Below are 19,099 nucleotides of genomic sequence, written 5' to 3' on the forward strand. Positions count from 1 at the left end.
TCCCGCGCCGACACTGACACCGGCGCGACCTTACAGCAGGTGAACAGCGTTTCCCACGTGGACCTGCGGAGATGGGATGTCCCGGAAGGGGGCGGCTTCACCTCGCCGCTAGTTCGGCGTCGCTCGCTGACACGTCGACCGACGCCGGGCCGGCAACCAGGCTATCGAGGTCGACCAGCAACAGATCGGCGATGTGCGTGAGCTGGTGCAGAGGAATGCTGATCTCACCGCTCTCGGCACGCGACACGAACTCGGGCGAGACGCCGATGAGGTTCGCGATCTGGCTCTCGGTATAACCACGCGCCTCGCGCGCACCCCGGACCTGCGCGCCAATATGCCGCCGGTGCAGAGCCTGCTCCTCCTCGGTCATCATGAGGGCCTGCTCGTCCTGGCTCGCAACGCCGTCCGCGAAGGCGACGCCGAGCAGCCGCCGCTTCTGCCATGCGACACGACAGGGCTTTCGCAGCCCGTCGGCAAAGATCAGCGTGGCCTGTTTCGGAAACGAAAGCGACCAGTCGAGCTTCAGTCTTGCGCCCGTGCCTGACACGTCCGAGATCGTGCAGGGGATGCTGACGATGCCCCTGGCGCCGTCAAACTCGATGATTCCCGTCCTCGCCGTGGATTGCCTGGTCGCCGCGCGCAATTCGCTCATGGACGTCGAACTCCGGGTGCCCAGCACGCGCCGGCACAGAACGTTGCGGTGCGTTCAGCAAATGAATGAACCCGCAGCTGAATTTACCTCCGGGGTTCCTCAGGCTCAATCGAGCCTGACGGGCATGGTAAAGGATTCGTTCTCCGCGCTCGCTTTCGATGTCGCCGGATGTCCCATCCGGTCGATCGATCGCGCGCGTCTAGAAGGATTCCAGATCCGGGGCACACGCACGTTGGCTCGCGCATGGGCGCATTCGCCGCATCTGCTGCGCCCCGCTCTGGAGAAATTCTAACGCTGTTCCTATCGCGCTCCGAAATCGCCTGCGTTAGGGCGGGGCATCAAGAACGATACCGGCAAAGCCGGCAGTGCGTGGGGCCTCGCAAGACGTGACAGACTTCCAACTTCATTCGCGTTCCGACACGCGTCTTCAACAGCTTCGAGTGCTCTTCTTCGGCGCTGTCAGCACATTTTCTCTCGTCGTTCCCTTCGGTCCCGTGCAGGCGCAGACGCAAATTCCCGCGGTCTCCGTTGAAGCGCCGGCTCAGCGCGCCCGTCCCGCGGCGGTTGCTTCGTCGCGACGATCGGCAACGTCGCACAGCTCCCGCACCAATCGGCGCGCTCCCGCGCAGCAAGCAGCGCCAACCCAGTCGGCTTCGAACGGCGCCACCGGTGAACGCGCCAACGGTCCGGTGCGGGGGTTCGTCGCCACGCGAAGCGGCACCGCCACGAAGACCGATACGCCCCTGATCGAAACGCCGCAGTCGGTGTCCGTCGTCACCACCGACCAGGTCAGGAACCAGGGCGCCGTCTCGATCGGCGAAGCGTTGCGCTACACCGCGGGCGTCAGCGGCGACGTCAATGGCGGTTCGGACACCCGCTTCGGCGCCCTCCAGATCCGCGGCTTCGACACCACCATGTCGGGCCTCTACGTCGACGGCCTGCGAATCCCGTCCAGCAACTACGTTCATTTCAACGGCCTTGATCCCTACGGGGCCGAGCGCCTCGAGGTCGTCAAGGGGCCGTCCTCGGCGATGTATGGCGGCAGCGGCACCGGCGGCATCCTCAACTACGTGACCAAGCTGCCGACCGCGCAGCAGTTCGGCGAGGCCTCGGTCTCCGGCGGCAGCTTCAATCGCTATCAGGGCCAGTTCGACATGGGTGGCCCTGCCAACAAGGAAGGCACCGTGCTGTGGCGCCTCACCGGCGTGGTGCGCGACGGCGAGACCCAGGTCGACTTCACCAAGGACAACCGCGTCTTCATCGCGCCGGCCGTCACCTTCAAGCCGAACGAGGACACGACGATCACGATCCTCGCCAACTACCAGAGGGACCGGGCAGGGTGGGGCCTTCAGTTCCTGCCGGCCTCGGGCACCGTGTGGCCGAACAACGGCCGCACCATCCCGGTCTCGCTCTTCGCGGGCGTGCCGAGCTTCAACGCGTTCAACACCGAGATCGCAACCGCCGGCTACCAGCTCTCGCACGATTTCACCGACAACATCACGTTCCGGCAGAACCTGCGCTACGCCTATCAGCACAACGAGGAAAAGACCTTCTACGGCACGGGATATACCGACGAGGCGGCAGGGCAGCTGGGGCGTTTCGGCAGCTACAGCAACTCCTACATCAACTCCTTCGCGGTGGATAACCAGCTCCAGGGCAAGTTCACCACCGGCATCCTCAGCCATACCACGCTGGTCGGGCTCGATTATCGCACCACCACGTTCCGCGACACCGCCTTTGCCGTCTCGACGTCGGCGCCGGAGATCAACGTCTTCAACCCGGTCTACAGCTATGACTGGACCATCGGCGACATGTACGACAACAAAGGCGTCAAGCAGTCGCAGCTCGGCCTCTATGCGCAGGACCAGATCAAGCTCGGTCGGCTGTCGTTCCAGCTCGGCGGCCGCCAGGATTTCGTGACGACGCAGCTCGACAGCAATCTCCCCACCACCAATACGTCGGCCTCGAAGGATGCCTCGGCCTTCACCGGCCGCGCCGCCGTGATGTACAATTTCGACAACGGCATCGCGCCGTATTTCAGCTATTCCGAGTCGTTTCTGCCGGTGCTCGCGACCGGTCCGTCCGGACAGATGCTCAATCCCGAAACCGGGGTCCAGTACGAGGTCGGAGTCAAGTACCAGCCGCTCGGATGGAATGCGCTGTTCACCTTCGCCGCCTTCGACCTGACGCGCGACAACGTCGTGACCTTTGTGCCTGGGGCCACCTTTGCCGAACAGACCGGTCAGGTGAAATCGCGCGGCGTCGAACTCGAAGGCACGATGTCGCTGGCCGACGGCTGGAACCTGCGCGCGGCCTATGCCTATGTCGATGCCGTGGTCACGCAGGATCCGGTGAATGTCGGCAAGGCGCCGGTCACCGTGCCGCTCAACCGCGCCTCGCTGTGGAGCGACTACACGCTCCAGAACGGACCGCTCGCAGGCTTGCAGTTCGGCGGCGGCGTCCGCTACGTCGGCGCGACCTGGGGCGATGATTCCAACACATTCAAGGTGGGAGCCTCGACCGTGCTGGATGCGCTGCTTGCCTACACCAGGGACAATTGGCGCCTGTCGCTGAACGTCACCAACCTCGCCGACACACGCTACGTCGCCGCCTGCTACGGCCTGTCGGGGTGCATGTATGCCGAGGGACGCAAGGCAATCGGCAAGCTGACGTATCGCTGGTGAGTTCAACTGACGACGGCCCGGCAACGGGGCCGGACCCGCTTGATGAGAGTCGAAGACGATGAGAGCGATATTCGGCAGGTTGCATCGCTGGGCGGGACTGCTCACGGCCGGATTCCTGTTCTTCTCCGGCATCACCGGCGCGATCATCTCCTGGGATCACGAGATCGACGACGTCCTGAACAGCCATTTGTTCGACGTCACCACCAAGGGCCCGGCCATTCCCTCGATCGAGCTCGCCAAGCTGATCGAGCAGCGCGATCCCCGCGCACGCGTCGTCTACCTCTTCATGACGCCGGAGGAGGGCCACTCGCTGTGGTTCTTCATCATGCCGCGGATCGATCCGGCAACCGGCAAGCGCTATCCGCTCGACTACAATCAGGTCTTCCTCGATCCCAACACGGGCGTCGAGCTGGGACGGCGCTACTGGGGCGCGGTATGGCCGGTGACGCGGGAGAACTTCGTCTCGTTTCTCTACAAGCTGCACTACACCATGCACATCCCGGAGTTCTGGGGCAGCGACCGCTGGGGCATGCGCCTGCTCGGCATCATCGCCATCATCTGGACCATCGACTGCTTCGTCGGCTTCTATCTGACGCTGCCGTCACGGCGCGGCGCGAAGGCCGCGCGGGCGCCGCAGGTCACGCGCCAGCTCGAACGCGGCTTCTGGGCGCGCTGGGCGCCGGCCTGGACCATCAAGACGTCGGGCAGCGCCTACCGGATCAATTTCGACATCCACCGCGCCTTCAGCCTGTGGACCTGGGGGCTGCTGTTCGTCATCGCCTTCACGGCGTTCTCGCTGAACCTCTATTTCGAGGTGTTCTCGCCGCTGATGAAGATGGTGTCGAACTACACGCCGACGCCGTATGAGCAGCGGCCGTACCGCGATCTCGACGATCCCATCGAGCCCAAGGTGACGTTTGCCGACATCGCCGCGCGCGCCGCGGCCGACGGCAAGGGGCGAGGGTGGTCCACCCCGGTCGGCGCGCTCAGCTACGGCCCCGCCCACGGGGTCTATGCCGCAGCCTACTTCCATCCCGGCGACGATCACGGCGCCGGCGGCGTCGGCCCGGCGCAGCTCTATTACGACAGCGAGGACGGCCGTTCGCTTGGCCAGCGGCTGCCATGGGTCGGCACCGCCGCCGATATCTTCGTGCAGGCGCAATTTCCGCTGCATTCGGGACGGATCGTCGGGCTGTTCGGCCGCATCCTGATCTCGATCATGGGGCTGGTGGTGGCCGCGCTTTCGGTCACCGGCGTCGTGATCTGGTGGCGCAAGCGCCGCGCCCGCGTGCGCGTCCGTGAGACCGCTGCGATGCGTCTGAACAGGCAGCTCACGCCGGCGGAGTAGGGCCCGGCCTTGCGGATGAACCTACCCGCCCGGCGCCGGCACAAAGACTGGAGATCGCTCCAGTCTGCGGACAATGAATGAGATTGCCTGCCTTGCTCTGCCTGCTCGTCCTCACGACGACCGCCCACGCGGCCGCGCCCGAGCAACGCTATCTCGACCTGCGCGATCGCCACATTGCAAAGTTCTCCAAGGCGCCGGAGAACGACGAGACCTCCAGGCAGCACGATGCGGCGATCAAGGAGCTGACGGGCGTGCTGCGCGAACTGGTGGGACCGGTCGCGATCAAAGGGCTGCCCGCAGAGGGCAAGTCGAACGCCGATACGCTCTTCAAGGGCGACTCCGGATTCGGCCATCTCGACGGGCTCGGCTTCGCCTCCGAGGGCGACAAGATGCAAGCTGTGGCGACCACGACCGCGCTACTCAAGCACTGGCTGCGCGAGCACCGCGAGGATGGCATGCCGCAAGAGATCGGCGCGGCGTTCAGGTCGGACCGCTTCTACTATTATGCGATCCAGGACTCCGCTTTCGCCAAATATGCCGAGTTGCCGATCACCAGGCCTGCGGCGGCGAGCGCCGCGGTCGCCGTTCTCGGCGTGCGCGGCAATGGTGATCTGAAGGGGGCGCCGCGTGAGATCGACGTCGTCGCGATCCAGGGCGAGAAGGTCTACTTCCTCGCCGTAACCGACGCCGTGAGGACGGCCGAGATCCCGGCTTGCGAGGAGGTCTGGAAGCAGATGATGGCCAGGAAAACCCCGCAGGACAGCATGGCCAAGGAAGACCAGGCGATGGACGCCTACACGAAATGCTTCGCCAAGGAAGCACCAAGCCAGAGCTGGTTCGCTGCGGCCGTCAGGAAGGCGCAGGGCCAGCTCGAGTTGCTGCCGCTGCGCTAGAGCGCGCTGCCGCCGCTAGCTGCGGCCGCTCTCAACCGCCGATCGTTCCCTCACGCGAAAATCTCGCGGTTCGGTCGACGAGAAAGACGACGAGGTCAGTATCCTCACTCGCTTCCACCTTCGGCGAGGCGCCGTCGCCGGCGAACATCAGCGCGGTATGCTTGCCAGCCTTGTGCTCACCTGCGGCGACGTTACCCCGGAAGACGTAGAGCCAGCGATCGAAGCCCGGTTTCGACGGAAGCTCGGTGCTTCGCCCCGCCGGCAAATGTGTGTCGTAGAGGTAGAGGGCCTGCCGTACAAAAGTCGGCGCGTCGGATCCCTCGGGCCCCGCCAGTAGCCGCCATTGCCCGTCTCGCTCGGCCTCGTCCAGCGCGACGAACTGAACGTTGGGCTCCGCATCCGCAGCTTCGGGCCGAACGAAGATCTGGAGCATTTCGATCTGATCGTCACCGAGGACCTTCTCTTCATGGTAGAAGCCCCGACCTGCGTTCATCACCATGAGCCGGTCGGGTGAAATGACTTCGCTTCTGCCGGCGGAATCGGTGTGCAGCATCCGTCCGCTACGCATGTAGCTGATGATCTCGTCGTTGCGGTGTTCGTGCATCCTGACGACGAGACCGGGTTGAAGCCGGGCGTGGTCGATGACCCCGAGCCCGCCGAAGCCTGCATCGTCCTGTTGATCCAGAGAGATGCCTGGATGGATTCGGCGCAACTGGAATGGCCCGTGTGATCTGACCTGATGAGTCTCCGGCGACACGATGCCGACCCCATTGATGGGCGCTGCTGAAGGCATGTTGCTGCTCCTTGGCCCCGGCGGCCTGGGATCAATTACGATTGGATCGGTGGCAACACGTCGGTGAACAGGAGCTGGATCAGCTTCTGCCCGTTCGGCGTGCCCCAGTTCTGGGCCAGCTCTGCGATCATGGTGTTGGTCGCCGTTAGCACAACGCCGGCGTCCTGCATGCGGCGGCGGGACATGTCTTCCGAGAGCTCGAACGGCGATCCCGAGGCGTCCATGACGGCCTGTACCTTGTAGCCTTCCGCCACCGCGTCGATCGCCGGGAAGACGAGGCAGACGTCGGTCGTGACACCCGCCATGATCAGGTTCTTGCGGCCCGTCGCTTCCACGGCAGCCTTGAAGTTGGCGTCGGTCCAGGCGTTGACGATGCCTTCGCGCTTGACGCGCTTGTCAAAGGCGTCGGGAAGAATGTCCTTCAGTTCAGGCAGCAATGGACCCTGCAGGCGATCTTCCTGGCTGGATGTCAGGACGGTGGGGATACCGAGAATGCTCGCGGTCTTCGCCAGCGCCAGCGACATGCGCTTGGCCCGCTCGACATCGATGTTCTTGATCAGCTGCATGGTGCCGACCTGGTGGTCGATCAGCAGAAGCGCGGAATCTTGAGGTGTGAAATAGCTGGACATGGCGGGGGCTCCCTCGGTCAGACGAGCGGTATCGCTCGCCGGTAAACCTACAAATGGAACGAACCTCGCGGCAGTCTTGAAAAATGCCCGCCTCATGTTTCATAAATGGAACATGAGCATCTTTGCCGATTTCGACGGCCTCGCGCTTTTCACCCGCATTGTCGAAGCGGGCGGGCTGGCGGCGGCCGAGCGTGCGACGGGCATTCCCAAGGCCACCTTGTCACGGCGGCTGTCCGCCCTGGAGAAGACCCTCAACGTCCGACTGGTAAGACGGACGAAGAGGGGCGTCGCGCTGACCGAAGAGGGGCAGCGGCTCTTCGACCGCACCCGGCTCGCGCTCAACCTTGCCGAAGAGGCCGTCGCTGAGGTTCAGGATGAGCGGGTTGCCCTGTCGGGCACCGTTCGATTGTCATTGCCGCCGGACATCGCGACAGCGGTTCTGGCGCCAGCGTTGATCCGCTTCAAGGTCAGGCACCCCGACGTGATGATCGAGATGACCTTGGCCGATCGCCGGGTGTCATTGATCGAGGAAGGATACGACCTGGTGGTGCGGATGGGGCAGGTCGCCGACTCCGGGCTGATGTTCAAGAAGTTCGCCTCGCTGCCGAGGGTGCTGGTCGCGAGTCCGGACTTCCTCGCGGCTCAGATGGCATTGAAGGAGCCGCAGGACCTGAACGAGATCCCTGCGCTCGCGATCCGCAGCGACTTGGTCGAGTGGGATCTACGAAGTCATGACGGTGCTGCTGTCACGGTGACCCCACGGATTGGCTTCGCGGCAAACCGGCAGACGATACTGGTAGAGGCCGCGCTCGCGGGGCTCGGTGTCGCGAACCTGCCTTTGTTCATGGTGGAGGCGGCACTGAATTCGGGAGCGCTTGTTCGCGTCATGACCGGATGGGAGCCGTCTCCCGTCGAGATGACTGCGCTGTGGCAGAAGGACAGATTCAGCGGACGCCTGACGAAAGCGATCGTGGCCGAGTTTGCTGAAGCGTTGAAGAGTGTCTGAGCTTGGCTTGCCGGCTAAAGCGCGCTGCCACCCAAATTCCAGCCCCGCCCACCTTCACCAAAGATCTCGTATCCCGTCGACGTCACCGCGACCGTATCCTCGAGCTTGATGAAGCCGCGCTTCGGATGCTTCATCGTGGTCTCGATCGACACCACCATGCCTGGCTCGAGCGGCAGCCGCGCGTCCGTGTCGTCATAGGGAACCGGACCTGTGGCGGTCAGGCGAGGGGCCTCGTGGCTGACGAGGCCCATGCCGTGGGCCAGGAAATCCGTGCAGTCGCGCTGGGTGATCTGGGCGAGCTGCCGCTCGGCCGCGACATAGATGTCGCCGCCCATGGCGCCCGGACGGACTGCGGCGAAGGCGGCGCGCTGCACCGCCTCGATCTCAGCCAGGCAGTCCTTCAACTCGGCATCCGGATCGCCCAGCACGGCCATGCGGGCGAGGTCGCCGATATAGCCGTGATAATTGCCGCCGGAGTCGAGCGACAGCACCTCGCCGTGCTCCCAGCGCTGCCCCGACGGCGCCCGGTTGTGGCTGTTGCCGCAGGCCAGCAGGCAGTATTCGAAAGTGAGCCCGCGGTTGACCTCGGCCACCCGCAGTGCGTCCGACAATTGCTGCTTGGTCGTGCGGGGACCGTGCCCGGCGATCACCTCCAGCATCGCGGCGATCACCAGTTCAGATGCCGTCTTCAGCTTGGCCAGCTCGTCGGCGGACTTGACGGCGCGCAGACGCTCCAGCACCAGCATCGCGTCCTTGAGCTCGGCGCCGGGCAGGGCGTCGGCAAGCGCCCGGCCCGCATCCATCGGCAGGAACGCCATCTCGACCCCGACCCGCTTCATCGGCACACCGGCGTCCTTCAAGGCCGCAACGGCCCGCGTGATCGCGTCGACCGAGCCGCTCGACTCGGTCCGGACCTGCGGCACCCAGGGCGGTGCTACGGCGCGCTGATGGGTCTCCAGGCGGTGGCCGACATAGACGGATTTTTCCGGCGCACCCTTGGGATAGACCAGGACGGGCAGATAGCGGCTGACGCCCATGGCATCCATGTAGTCGAAGAAGATCGCGCGCTCGGCCCCGAGCAGGTACTGCACATTGTGCTTGGAGGTCGCGACCAGGACGTCGAGCCCGGCTGCCTCCATCAGGCGGTCGAGCTTGGCGGCATCGAATGGAATGGCGCGCGAGCGGGCTCCGCGGGCGACGTTCTCCTGCATGACGAACCTCCCATTGTTACCGCGCGGCACTCCTTGTTGGATCGTGCTTCGCTGCATTGTGCTTCGCCGGCACGGCGGATCTTGGGCGGGCGGCACGATTTTGACCAATGCCGAAATGATATGGCGCCACCGCCGGGAGTGCAGGACCACGCAAGCTCGCGTGACCTTGAGTTTCCGTGCGCGGAGGTTCACCAACTCGTGGTCAAATCGCGCGCTTCATTACCGCGAAGTAACGCCGCGCGGCTTTCACTTCCGACGTCCAAGTTCTAAGTCCTCCTTCAACCGCGATACCGGCCGCGCGAAGCCGGGAACGCGGCCAGGGTTCATTGAGCGGCTTTTCGTCGACCCTCGAGCCAAGAACATCCAGGAGGCGCAGGAGGCTGGGCCGCGCGGAAATATCCGCGTGCAACGCCTTGCTGCTGATCTGGATGCCGCGGTGGCCGCAAACGGTCGCTGCGGAACGAGGAGTGCTCGATGGGTATCGTTCGTTTCGCTCTGCGATTTCCCCACACGTTCTACGTGGTCGCCGCGCTGATCCTGTTCCTGGGCGCCGTCACCATATTTGCGATGCCGACCGACATCTTTCCCGATATCGACATTCCGGTCGTAACCGTGATCTGGAGTTACACCGGCCTGAGCACGCCGGAGATGGAGCAGCGTGTCACCACCTACAGCCAGTACTCGATCAGCTCGAACGTCAACGGAATCAGGAATATCGAAGCGCAGACGATGGCCGGTCTGTCGGTGCAGAAGATCTACTTCCAACCCGACGTCAACCTCGACCTCGCCATCTCGCAGATCGTCTCCGCCACCAATGCGATCCGCGCGCTGATGCCGCCCGGCATCCAGGCGCCGGTCGTCGTGCAGTTCAACGCCTCGAGTGTGCCCGTGCTCCAGATCAGCCTGAGCTCCGATACGCTGAGCGAGCAGCAGCTCTACGACTACGGCATCTACCGCATCCGTCAGCAACTGGCGCCGATCCCCGGCATCACGCTGCCGACTCCCTCGGGCGGAAAATACCGGCAGATCATGGTCGATATCGATCCCGCCAAGCTGGTCGCGAAGGGGCTGACGCCGCTCGACGTCGTCAATGCGGTTAACGCCCAGAACCTGACGCTGCCGGCCGGCACCGCAAAAATGGGCGACAAGCAGTATGTCGTCCGCACCAATGCGACGGCACCTTCGATCGAGGACCTCAACAACATCCCGATCAAGGTCGTGAACGGCGCCACCATCTTCGTCAAGGACGTCGGGCAGGTTCACGATGGCTGGCTGGTGCAGCAGAACGTGGTGCGCCAGAACGGCCGTCGTTCGGTTCTGCTCAGCATCATCAAGAACGGCAACGCCTCGACCGTCAGCGTGGTCAAGGCGGTCCACAAGGCGCTCGAGGCCGCGCGCGCGGCTGCGCCTTCGGGCATGCAGATCAACGAGTTGTTCGATCAGTCGGTGTTCGTCAAGCAATCGGTGGAAGGCGTGCTGCGCGAGGGCGCCATCGCCGCCGGACTGACCGCGTTGATGATCCTCCTGTTCCTGGGATCATGGCGCTCGACGCTCGTGGTCATGATCTCGATCCCGCTGTCGATCCTCACCTCGCTGATCGCGCTCCATTTCCTCGGCGAAACCCTCAACACCATGACGCTGGGCGGGCTGGCGCTGGCCGTGGGTATTCTGGTCGACGATTCCACGGTCACGATCGAGAACACTCATCGTCTGCTCACGGAGGAGGGGCTGCCCCTGCCGCAGGCGACGCTGCACGGCGCGGCCGGCATCGCTCTGCCCACACTCGTCTCGACGCTTGCGATCAGCTGCGTCTTCAGCTCCGTCGTCTTCCTGGAGGGACCGGCCAAATATCTGTTCACGCCGCTCGGCCTTGCCGTGGTCTTCGCAATGCTTGCATCCTACGGCCTGTCCAGGACATTGACGCCGATCATCATCGGCCTACTGCTCAAGGGCGAGCGCCACGATGCACCCGGCACCGTGCCGCGCGGACCGTTCGGGCGCTTTCATGCGGCGTTCGAGCGTAATTTCGAGACGATGCGTCATGCCTATTCGCGCTCGCTGACCGGATTGATCGAGCATCGCTTCATCATTCCGGCCGGAATGGCCGCCATTCTGGTCCTTGGTGTCGTGCTGTTCCCGCTGGTCGGCCGGGATTTCTTTCCGTTGATCGACGGCGGACAGATCCAGCTCCACGTGCGCGCGCCGGCAGGGAGCCGTATTGAGAACACGGAGAAGATCTTCCAGCAGGTCGAGGACAAGATCCGCCAGGTCATTCCGGACAGGGACCGTGCGCTGATCGTCGACAATATCGGCTTGCCCGCGCGCTCCTATAATCTGGCGTTCAGCGACGGCTCGACCATCGGCGTCAATGATGGCGTGATCCTGATCTCGCTGAAGGAGGGGCACCAGCCCACGGCCGACTACGTGCGCAAGCTGCGCGAGATCCTGCCGGCCGCGTTTCCGGAAGACACGTTCTACTTCCAGGCCGCAGACATCGTCACCCAGATCCTCAATTTCGGGCTGCCGGCCCAGATCGACGTCCGCACCGTCGGCTACGACAAGGCCAACAACCTGAAAGTCGCCAACGAGCTGCGCCAGCGCATCGCGGCGATCCCCGGGATCGCCGACGCCCACCTTCAGCAGGAGGTGAACGCGCCGGCCTTCTACGCGGATATCGACCGCACCCGTGCGGCGCAACTCGGTCTCAACGCCGATACGATCGCGACCAATCTCAATGTCAGCCTGAGCTCCTCGGAGCAGGTGACCCCGAACTTCTGGACCGACCCGACATCCGGCATTCCCTATTATTTCGCGGTGCAGACGCCCGAGCGCCAGATCAGCTCGCTCAACGACCTCGCCAACACGCCGGTGTCGACGTCGCTGGCGTCAGCCCAGAGCGATACCCCAATTCCCGGCCTGCTCAGCAACGTCACCACGTTCCGGCGCAGCACTATCCCGACCAACGCCAACCAGGCCAATGTGCAGCCGGTCTACGAGGTCTATGCCAGCGTCCAGGGCCGCGATCTCGGCAGCGTGGCGAGCGAGGTCAGCAAGGTCACGGCGGACCTCCAGAAGCAGCTCAACCCCGGCAACACCATTCAGGTGACCGGCCAGATCCAGAGCATGAACAGCGCTTTCATCAATCTCGGCACCGGTTTGCTGTTCGCAGCCGTGCTCGTCTATCTGCTCATGGTCGTGAACTACCAGAATTTCGGCGACCCCTTTGTCGTCATTTTGGCCCTGCCGGCAACGCTGTGCGGCATCCTGACCATGCTGTTCATCACCGGCACGACCCTCAACGTCCCATCGCTGATGGGGGCGATCATGGCGGTCGGCGTCGCCTCGGCGAATTCGATCCTGCTCGTGACCTTTGCCAGGGAGCAGCAGCTTGCAGGCAAGACCGCCTTCGAGGCCGCGATCGAGGCCGGCCATACCCGAATCCGGCCTGTGCTGATGACGGCGGCCGCGATGATCGTCGGCATGATCCCGATGGCGATCGGCGCGGCCGGCGAGGAGCAGAACGCCGCACTGGCCCGCGCCGTCATCGGCGGGCTCTTGTTTGCAACGCCGACCACTCTGCTGGTCGTGCCCTACCTGTTCGCGATGCTTCGCAAGGGCAACGACGGCAAGACACATCACGGGGTATTTGACGAGGTGCTGGAATGAACTTCAACGGACCAATCGAGCCGGAGCGCGTGACAGAGACGGACCGGGGCCGGGACGTCGCACCGCGGCGGCACGCGCGTCGTCGGGGAGGGCGCCTCGCCGGCTTCGGCCTGATCCTCGTGGCCGGCACGGCGCTGGCGTCGGGTGCATGGAGCCACTATGCGGAGCGCCGCCAGGTGCTCGCGACGGCCGAGCAGGCGCGTGAGTTCGTGCCGCAGGTCCGTGTCACCACCGTCGAGCCCAGCGACACGAACGAGGTCGTGAAACTGCCGGCGACGACCTCCGCCTTTGCTAGCGCCAACATCTTCGCCCGGGCCAGCGGCTATATCGCCACCCGCGCGGTCGATATCGGCGACCACGTCAAGGCAGGGCAGTTGCTCGCCGAAATCGTCGCCCCCGAGCTTGATCACCAGATCGCCCAGGCCGAAGCGACGCTTGCCCAGCTCAACTGGTCGTTCCAGCAGGCCCAGGCGAACCGCGAGCTTGCCAAAGTCACCTGGGACCGCGATCGGCCGCTGGTCGACAAGGGATGGGTCACGGCGCAGCAGGGCACCATCGACGAGCAGACCCTCAAGGCCCAGGACGCCGCGGTGTCCGTGGCACAGGCCAATATCAGGGCGGAGGAGGCGCAGTTGCAGGTGCTTCGCCAGCAGAAGCTCTATCAGAGCGTGGTGGCCCCGTTCGACGGCGTCATCACCCAGCGCAACATCGACGTCGGCAGCCTGGTCCAGGCCGACGCGACCTCGGGCACCTTCATGTTCACGCTCCAGCAGGGCAATGTAATCCGTACCCAGGTGTTCGTGCCGCAGGACGCCGCCTTTGGCCTCAAGCCCGGCATAGCCGCGGTGGTCCATGTGCCGGAGATCCCGGACCGGACCTTTCCAGGCACCGTGACCCGCATTGCGGACGCGCTCCAGCCGGGATCGCGGACGCTGCTCACCGAGGTCGATATTCCCAATCCCGACGCTGCGCTCACGTCGGGGATCTACTGCACCGTGGAACTGCACATCCCACGGCAAACCCCAAGCTTCCGGATCTCTGCCGACGCCGTGATCTTCAACGCCGGAGGCATGCAGGTCGCCGTGGTGGACAATGGCGTCGTGCACCTCAGGAAGATCAACGTGCTGCGCGACCTCGGCCGCGAACTCGAGGTCGACAGCGGCGTCAAGCGTGGCGACCAGATCATCCTCAATCCATCCGTCGATCTCGCCGACGGCGCCCATGAGCCCATGGCCACCCATATCCATGATTCGCATAAGGTATATTATGGAATATCTTTATATACAATCAGATCAATTATTTAGACGGAATTCCTGCCATCCCGTCTTCGCTCCAGCGCGATTGTCGGCCCGACCCTCGCACGTCGTCCCAGCTCTTGACGGCTACTGTGCATGGGGTTGTTTTTCGCGTTTTTGAATCCGGGCTCGATGTGCCCAAAGCCGATATTGCCGTGACGTTGTCCGGCTGCAATAAGCGAGGCTTCGCGAGATCGCAGATGACCTTCTGACTCGACGTCCGTATAGGTTTGCGTCTCAGAACAACAACAAACCTTCCGAGGAAGCAGACCCATGAGCTTTTCCCGACGCACGCTTCTCAAGGCCTCCGCCGCGACCGCGGTCCTGGGCGGCCTCGGTGCGCCCCATGTGGCCCGCGCCCAGAGCGCCGAGTTCAGCTACAAATACGCCAATAACCTGCCGGACACCCATCCGCTGAACGTGCGCGCCAAGGAGATGGCGGCGGCGATCAAGAGCGAGACCAACGGCAAGTTCGACCTCCAGATCTTCCCGAACAACCAGCTCGGCTCCGACACCGACATGCTGAGCCAGATCCGCTCCGGCGGCGTCGAGTTCTTCACGCTGTCGGGCCTGATCCTGTCGACCCTGGTGCCGGCCGCGTCCATCAACGGCATCGGCTTCGCGTTCCCGGACTACGACACGGTCTGGAAAGCCATGGACGGCGATCTCGGCGCGCATGTCCGCGGCGAGATCAAGAAGGCCGGCCTCGAGGTCATGGACAAGATCTGGGACAACGGCTTCCGCCAGACCACGTCCTCGACCAGGCCGATCACCGGTCCGGACGACCTCAAGGGCTTCAAGATCCGCGTGCCGGTGTCGCCGCTGTGGACCTCGATGTTCAAGGCGTTCGATGCAGCGCCCGCCTCGATCAATTTCAGCGAGGTCTATTCCGCGCTCCAGACCAAGATCGTCGAGGGCCAGGAGAACCCGCTGGCGATCATCTCGACCGCAAAGCTCTACGAGGTGCAGAAATACTGCTCGCTGACCAACCACATGTGGGACGGTTTCTGGTTCCTGGCCAATCGCCGCGCCTGGAGCGCGCTGCCGGAGGATGTGCGCACCATCGTCGCCAAGAACGTCAACGCCGCCGCGGTCAAGGAGCGCGAGGATACCGCCAAGCTCAATGCCAATCTCCAGCAGGAGCTCGCGGCCAAGGGCCTGATCTTCAATCAGCCCACGGTCGCGCCGTTCCGCGACAAGCTGCGGACCGCCGGCTTCTATGCCGAGTGGAAGGGCAAATATGGCGATCAGGCCTGGGACCTCCTGGAGAAGGCCGTCGGCAAGCTCTCGTAACGCGTTGGGGCCGTCATGGCTCATATCGAGGTTGAGGTGACCGAAGTGGCGGGCGAGGCGGCTGTTCAGTCCCCTCGCCGATCCTCACTGCTGGCTTCGCTCGAACGCGTCCTCGGCTTCGCCGTCGAGATCCCGGCTGCGACCCTGGTGGTCGCCGAGATCGTGATCCTGTTTGCCGGCGTGGTCGCGCGCTACGGCCTGCACCGGCCGCTGATCTGGTCGGATGAGCTCGCCTCGATCCTGTTCCTGTGGCTGGCCATGCTGGGCGCGGCGGTCGCATTCCGCCGCTCCGAGCACATGCGCATGACCGCGGTCGTCGCGAGCGCCGGACCCGCGATGCGGGCCTATCTGGATCTGGTCGCGACCTGCGCGGCGCTCGCGTTCCTGACGCTGATCGTGTGGCCATCCGCCGAATACGCCTACGAGGAAAGCTTCATCACCACGCCGGCGCTCCAGATCCCGAACATCTGGCGCGCCGCCGCGCTGCCGGCCGGCATCTGCCTGATGGCGGCGTTCGCACTGCTGCGGCTGCTGCGCGCCGCCGATTACCGCATGGTGCTGATGGCCGTGATCTCCGTTGCCGTCGTCGTCGGCCTGTTCTGGCTGGCGCAGCCTTATCTGCGGCCGCTCGGCAACCTCAACCTCGTCATCTTCTTCGTCGGCGTCGCCGGCTTCTGCGTCTTTGCCGGCGTTCCCATTGCGTTCGGCTTTGGCCTTGCGATCTTCGGCTATCTGGCGCTGACCACGCGCACGCCGGTCATGGTGCTGATCGGACGGATGGACGAGGGCATGAGCCATCTCATTCTGCTCTCGGTGCCGCTGTTCGTGTTCCTGGGGCTGCTGATCGAGATGACGGGCATGGCGCGGGCCATGGTGGCGTTCCTGGCGAGCCTGCTGGGGCATGTCCGCGGCGGCCTGCATTACGTGCTGGTCGGCGCCATGTACCTGGTCTCCGGCATTTCCGGCGCCAAGGCCGCGGACATGGCTGCGGTTGCGCCCGTGCTGTTCCCGGAGATGAAACAGCGCGGCGCCCGCCCCGGCGACCTCGTTGCGCTTCTTGCGGCGACGGGGGCCCAGACCGAGACCATTCCGCCGAGCCTCGTGCTGATCACGATCGGCTCGGTCACCGGCGTCTCGATCGCGGCGCTGTTCACCGGCGGCCTGCTGCCCGGCGTCGTGCTCGCCGTCACGCTCTGCATGCTGGTATGGTGGCGCTACCGCCATGAGGACATGAGCCATGTCCGCCGCGCCACGGGCAGCGAGATCGGCAAGACCTTCGTCGTCGCCCTGCCCGCGCTCGCGCTGCCCTTCGTGATCCGCTACGCCGTGGTCGAGGGCATCGCCACTGCCACCGAAGTCTCCACCATCGGCATCGTCTACGGTGCCCTGGTCGGCCTCCTGGTCTACCGCCGCTTCGACTTGCGGCGGCTGTTTCCGATGCTGGTCGAGACCGCGGCGCTGTCGGGCGCCATCCTCCTGATCATCGGCACCGCCACCGGTATGGCCTGGGGCCTGACCCAATCCGGCTTCTCGCGCTCGCTGGCGGCGGCCATGACGGGATTGCCGGGCGGCTCGGCGACCTTCATCGCCGTGTCCATCCTGGCTTTCACCATCCTCGGCAGCGTGCTGGAGGGCATCCCGGCGATCGTGCTGTTCGGGCCGCTGCTGTTTCCGATTGCCCGCGCCGTCGGCGTGCACGAGGTGCACTATGCGATGGTGATCATTCTGGCCATGGGTATCGGGCTATTCGCCCCGCCCTTCGGCGTCGGCTATTATGCCGCCTGCGCCATCGGACGCGTCGACCCGGCCGAAGGCATCAGGCCGATCTGGGGCTATCTGCTGGCGCTGCTGGTGGGATTGATCATCGTCGCGATCTTCCCGTGGATCTCGATCGGATTTCTTTGAAGCGCTTTGAGGAGGGTGTCGATGAGCGAGCGGCAGAACCCGTACAATATCGGCCTCGACAAGACGCCCGCCAACTACGTGCCGCTGAGCCCGCTGAGCTTCCTCGCGCGCAGCGCCGCGGTCTATCCCGATCACGTCAGCACGGTCTACGAAGGCCGCAGCTTCACCTGGGCGCAAACCTATGAGCGCTGCCGGCGGTTTGCGTCTTACCTCGCAGGCAAGGGCATCGGCGTCGGCGACACCGTCGCGGCAATGCTGCCGAACATCCCGGCGATGAACGAGGTGCACTTCGCGGTGCCGATGACCGGCGCCGTGCTCAACGCGCTCAACATCCGCCTCGATGCACCTTCGATCGCGTTCCAGCTCGATCATGGCGGGGCCAGGATCATCCTGGTCGATCCCGAGTTTTCGGGCGTGATCACCGATGCGCTGGCGCAGATGAGCGGACCGAAGCCGTTCGTGATCGACGTCGACGATGCCGCCTTCAAGGGCGGCAAGCGTATCGGCGAGATCGAATATGAGGCCGCCGTCGCGCAGGGCGCCCCTGATTTCACCGCGATTCCGCCCAGGGACGAATGGGACGCGATCGCGCTGAGCTACACCTCGGGCACGACCGGCAATCCCAAGGGCGTCGTCACGCATCATCGCGGCGCTTATCTCAACGCCGTCAGCAACATCCTTGCCGGCAATCTCGGCCAGCATCCGGTCTATCTCTGGACGCTGCCGATGTTCCATTGCAACGGCTGGTGCTTCCCCTGGACCATCGCAGCCTCAGCCGGCATCAATGTCTGCCTGCGCAAGGTCGAGCCGACCAAGATCTTCGAGCTGATCAAGCAGCACGGCGTCACCCACATGTGCGGCGCGCCGATCGTCTACAACACGCTGATCAATGCGCCCGATGCCCCGAAGGGCAATGCCGCCCGCCGCGTCGTCGGCCTGATCGCCGGCGCGGCGCCACCCGTTGCGGTGCTCGAAGGCGCAGAAAACATCGGCATCAAGCTGACGCATGTCTACGGCCTGACCGAAGTCTACGGCCCCGCTTCCGTCTGCGCCGAGCAGCCCGGCTGGGACGAGCTTCCGCCGGCCGAACGCGCACGCATGAAGCGCCGGCAGGGTGTGCCCTACCCGCTCGAGGAAGGCGTCACCGTGATCAATCCGCAGACCATGCAGGAGGTGCCGCGCGACGGCGAGACGATCGGCGAGGTCATGTTCCGCGGCAACATCGTGATGAAGGGCTACCTCAAGAACGAGAAGGCGACGAAGGAAGCCTTCGAGGGCGGCTGGTTTCACACCGGCGATCTCGGCGTGCTCGACGAGCATGGCTATGTCATCATCAAGGACCGCTCCAAGGACATCATCATCTCGGGCGGCGAGAACATTTCCTCGGTTGAGGTCGAGGACATCCTCTACAAGCACCCGGCCGTGCTGTTCGCCGCCGTCGTCGCCAAGCCCGATCCGAAATGGGGCGAGGTGCCCTGCGCCTTCGTCGAACTGAAGGACGGCGCCAGTGCGACCGAGGCCGACATCATCGCCTTCTGCCGCAGTCACATGTCGGGCTTCAAGACGCCGAAGGCGATCGTGTTCGGGCCGATCCCGAAGACGTCCACGGGCAAGATCCAGAAGTTCCTGCTGCGCAACCAACTGGGATCAGCGAAGGCAATATCCGCCTGAGCCGACTTCCCGTTTCAAAACACGGATCGACGCCGGCGGCACCGAGAAGTTTC

At 64.5% G+C, this 19,099-nt stretch carries 13 protein-coding genes; 9 read left to right on the forward strand and 4 right to left on the reverse strand.

Annotation, left to right across the window (positions count from 1 at the left end; all coding sequences use genetic code 11):
* Positions 1-97: 97 nt before the first annotated feature.
* A complete protein-coding gene (locus E4K65_RS08590) occupies positions 98-652 on the reverse strand; it encodes a helix-turn-helix domain-containing protein (protein ID WP_167770631.1) in 555 nt (184 codons plus the stop codon).
* A 689-nt stretch (positions 653-1,341) separates the two neighbouring features.
* Here E4K65_RS08590 and E4K65_RS08595 point away from each other — a divergent pair.
* From E4K65_RS08595 to E4K65_RS08605, 3 genes are all read left to right on the forward strand, one after another.
* A complete protein-coding gene (locus tag E4K65_RS08595) occupies positions 1,342-3,336 on the forward strand; it encodes a TonB-dependent siderophore receptor (protein ID WP_167770632.1) in 1,995 nt (664 codons plus the stop codon).
* 58 nt (positions 3,337-3,394) lie between these two features.
* Complete coding sequence (fsrB, locus tag E4K65_RS08600; RefSeq protein WP_135173742.1) at positions 3,395-4,684, forward strand: siderophore utilization protein FsrB; 1,290 nt, start codon at positions 3,395-3,397, stop codon at positions 4,682-4,684.
* 77 nt (positions 4,685-4,761) lie between these two features.
* A complete protein-coding gene (locus tag E4K65_RS08605; RefSeq protein ID WP_135173743.1) occupies positions 4,762-5,577 on the forward strand; it encodes a hypothetical protein in 816 nt (271 codons plus the stop codon).
* Positions 5,578-5,608: 31 nt separating this feature from the next.
* Here the strand turns inward: E4K65_RS08605 and E4K65_RS08610 are convergent, their stop codons facing one another.
* The gene (locus E4K65_RS08610; RefSeq protein WP_135173744.1) at positions 5,609-6,370 is read right to left on the reverse strand and encodes a pirin family protein; all 762 of its coding nucleotides are present in this window, start codon (positions 6,368-6,370) and stop codon (positions 5,609-5,611) included.
* Between the two features lie 35 nt (positions 6,371-6,405).
* Positions 6,406-6,999 (reverse strand): isochorismatase family protein, encoded by a 594-nt coding sequence (locus tag E4K65_RS08615; RefSeq protein WP_135173745.1) that lies wholly within the window; start codon positions 6,997-6,999, stop codon positions 6,406-6,408.
* A 112-nt stretch (positions 7,000-7,111) separates the two neighbouring features.
* Here E4K65_RS08615 and E4K65_RS08620 point away from each other — a divergent pair, with 112 nt between their 5' ends.
* Positions 7,112-8,005 (forward strand): LysR family transcriptional regulator, encoded by an 894-nt coding sequence (locus E4K65_RS08620; RefSeq protein ID WP_135173746.1) that lies wholly within the window; start codon positions 7,112-7,114, stop codon positions 8,003-8,005.
* A 14-nt stretch (positions 8,006-8,019) separates the two neighbouring features.
* Here the strand turns inward: E4K65_RS08620 and E4K65_RS08625 are convergent, their stop codons facing one another.
* A complete protein-coding gene (locus E4K65_RS08625) occupies positions 8,020-9,216 on the reverse strand; it encodes a M24 family metallopeptidase (protein ID WP_135173747.1) in 1,197 nt (398 codons plus the stop codon).
* Positions 9,217-9,690: 474 nt separating this feature from the next.
* Here E4K65_RS08625 and E4K65_RS08630 point away from each other — a divergent pair, with 474 nt between their 5' ends.
* From E4K65_RS08630 to E4K65_RS08650, 5 genes are all read left to right on the forward strand, one after another.
* A complete protein-coding gene (locus E4K65_RS08630; RefSeq protein ID WP_135173748.1) occupies positions 9,691-12,882 on the forward strand; it encodes an efflux RND transporter permease subunit in 3,192 nt (1,063 codons plus the stop codon).
* Positions 12,879-14,186 carry an efflux RND transporter periplasmic adaptor subunit gene (locus E4K65_RS08635; protein WP_135173749.1) on the forward strand — a complete coding sequence of 436 codons (1,308 nt, stop codon included), beginning with the start codon at positions 12,879-12,881 and terminating at the stop codon, positions 14,184-14,186. The genes E4K65_RS08630 and E4K65_RS08635 overlap by 4 nt, the downstream gene beginning before the upstream one ends.
* A 264-nt stretch (positions 14,187-14,450) precedes the next feature.
* Entirely contained in the window at positions 14,451-15,470 is a 1,020-nt protein-coding gene (locus E4K65_RS08640) for a TRAP transporter substrate-binding protein (protein WP_135173750.1), read from the forward strand.
* 15 nt (positions 15,471-15,485) lie between these two features.
* Positions 15,486-17,375 (forward strand): TRAP transporter large permease, encoded by a 1,890-nt coding sequence (locus E4K65_RS08645; protein WP_135173751.1) that lies wholly within the window; start codon positions 15,486-15,488, stop codon positions 17,373-17,375.
* A 21-nt stretch (positions 17,376-17,396) separates the two neighbouring features.
* Complete coding sequence (locus E4K65_RS08650) at positions 17,397-19,046, forward strand: acyl-CoA synthetase (protein WP_167770633.1); 1,650 nt, start codon at positions 17,397-17,399, stop codon at positions 19,044-19,046.
* Positions 19,047-19,099: the final 53 nt, after the last annotated feature.

This window comes from Bradyrhizobium niftali (assembly GCF_004571025.1).
GTDB classification, from domain to species: Bacteria; Pseudomonadota; Alphaproteobacteria; order Rhizobiales; family Xanthobacteraceae; genus Bradyrhizobium; species Bradyrhizobium niftali.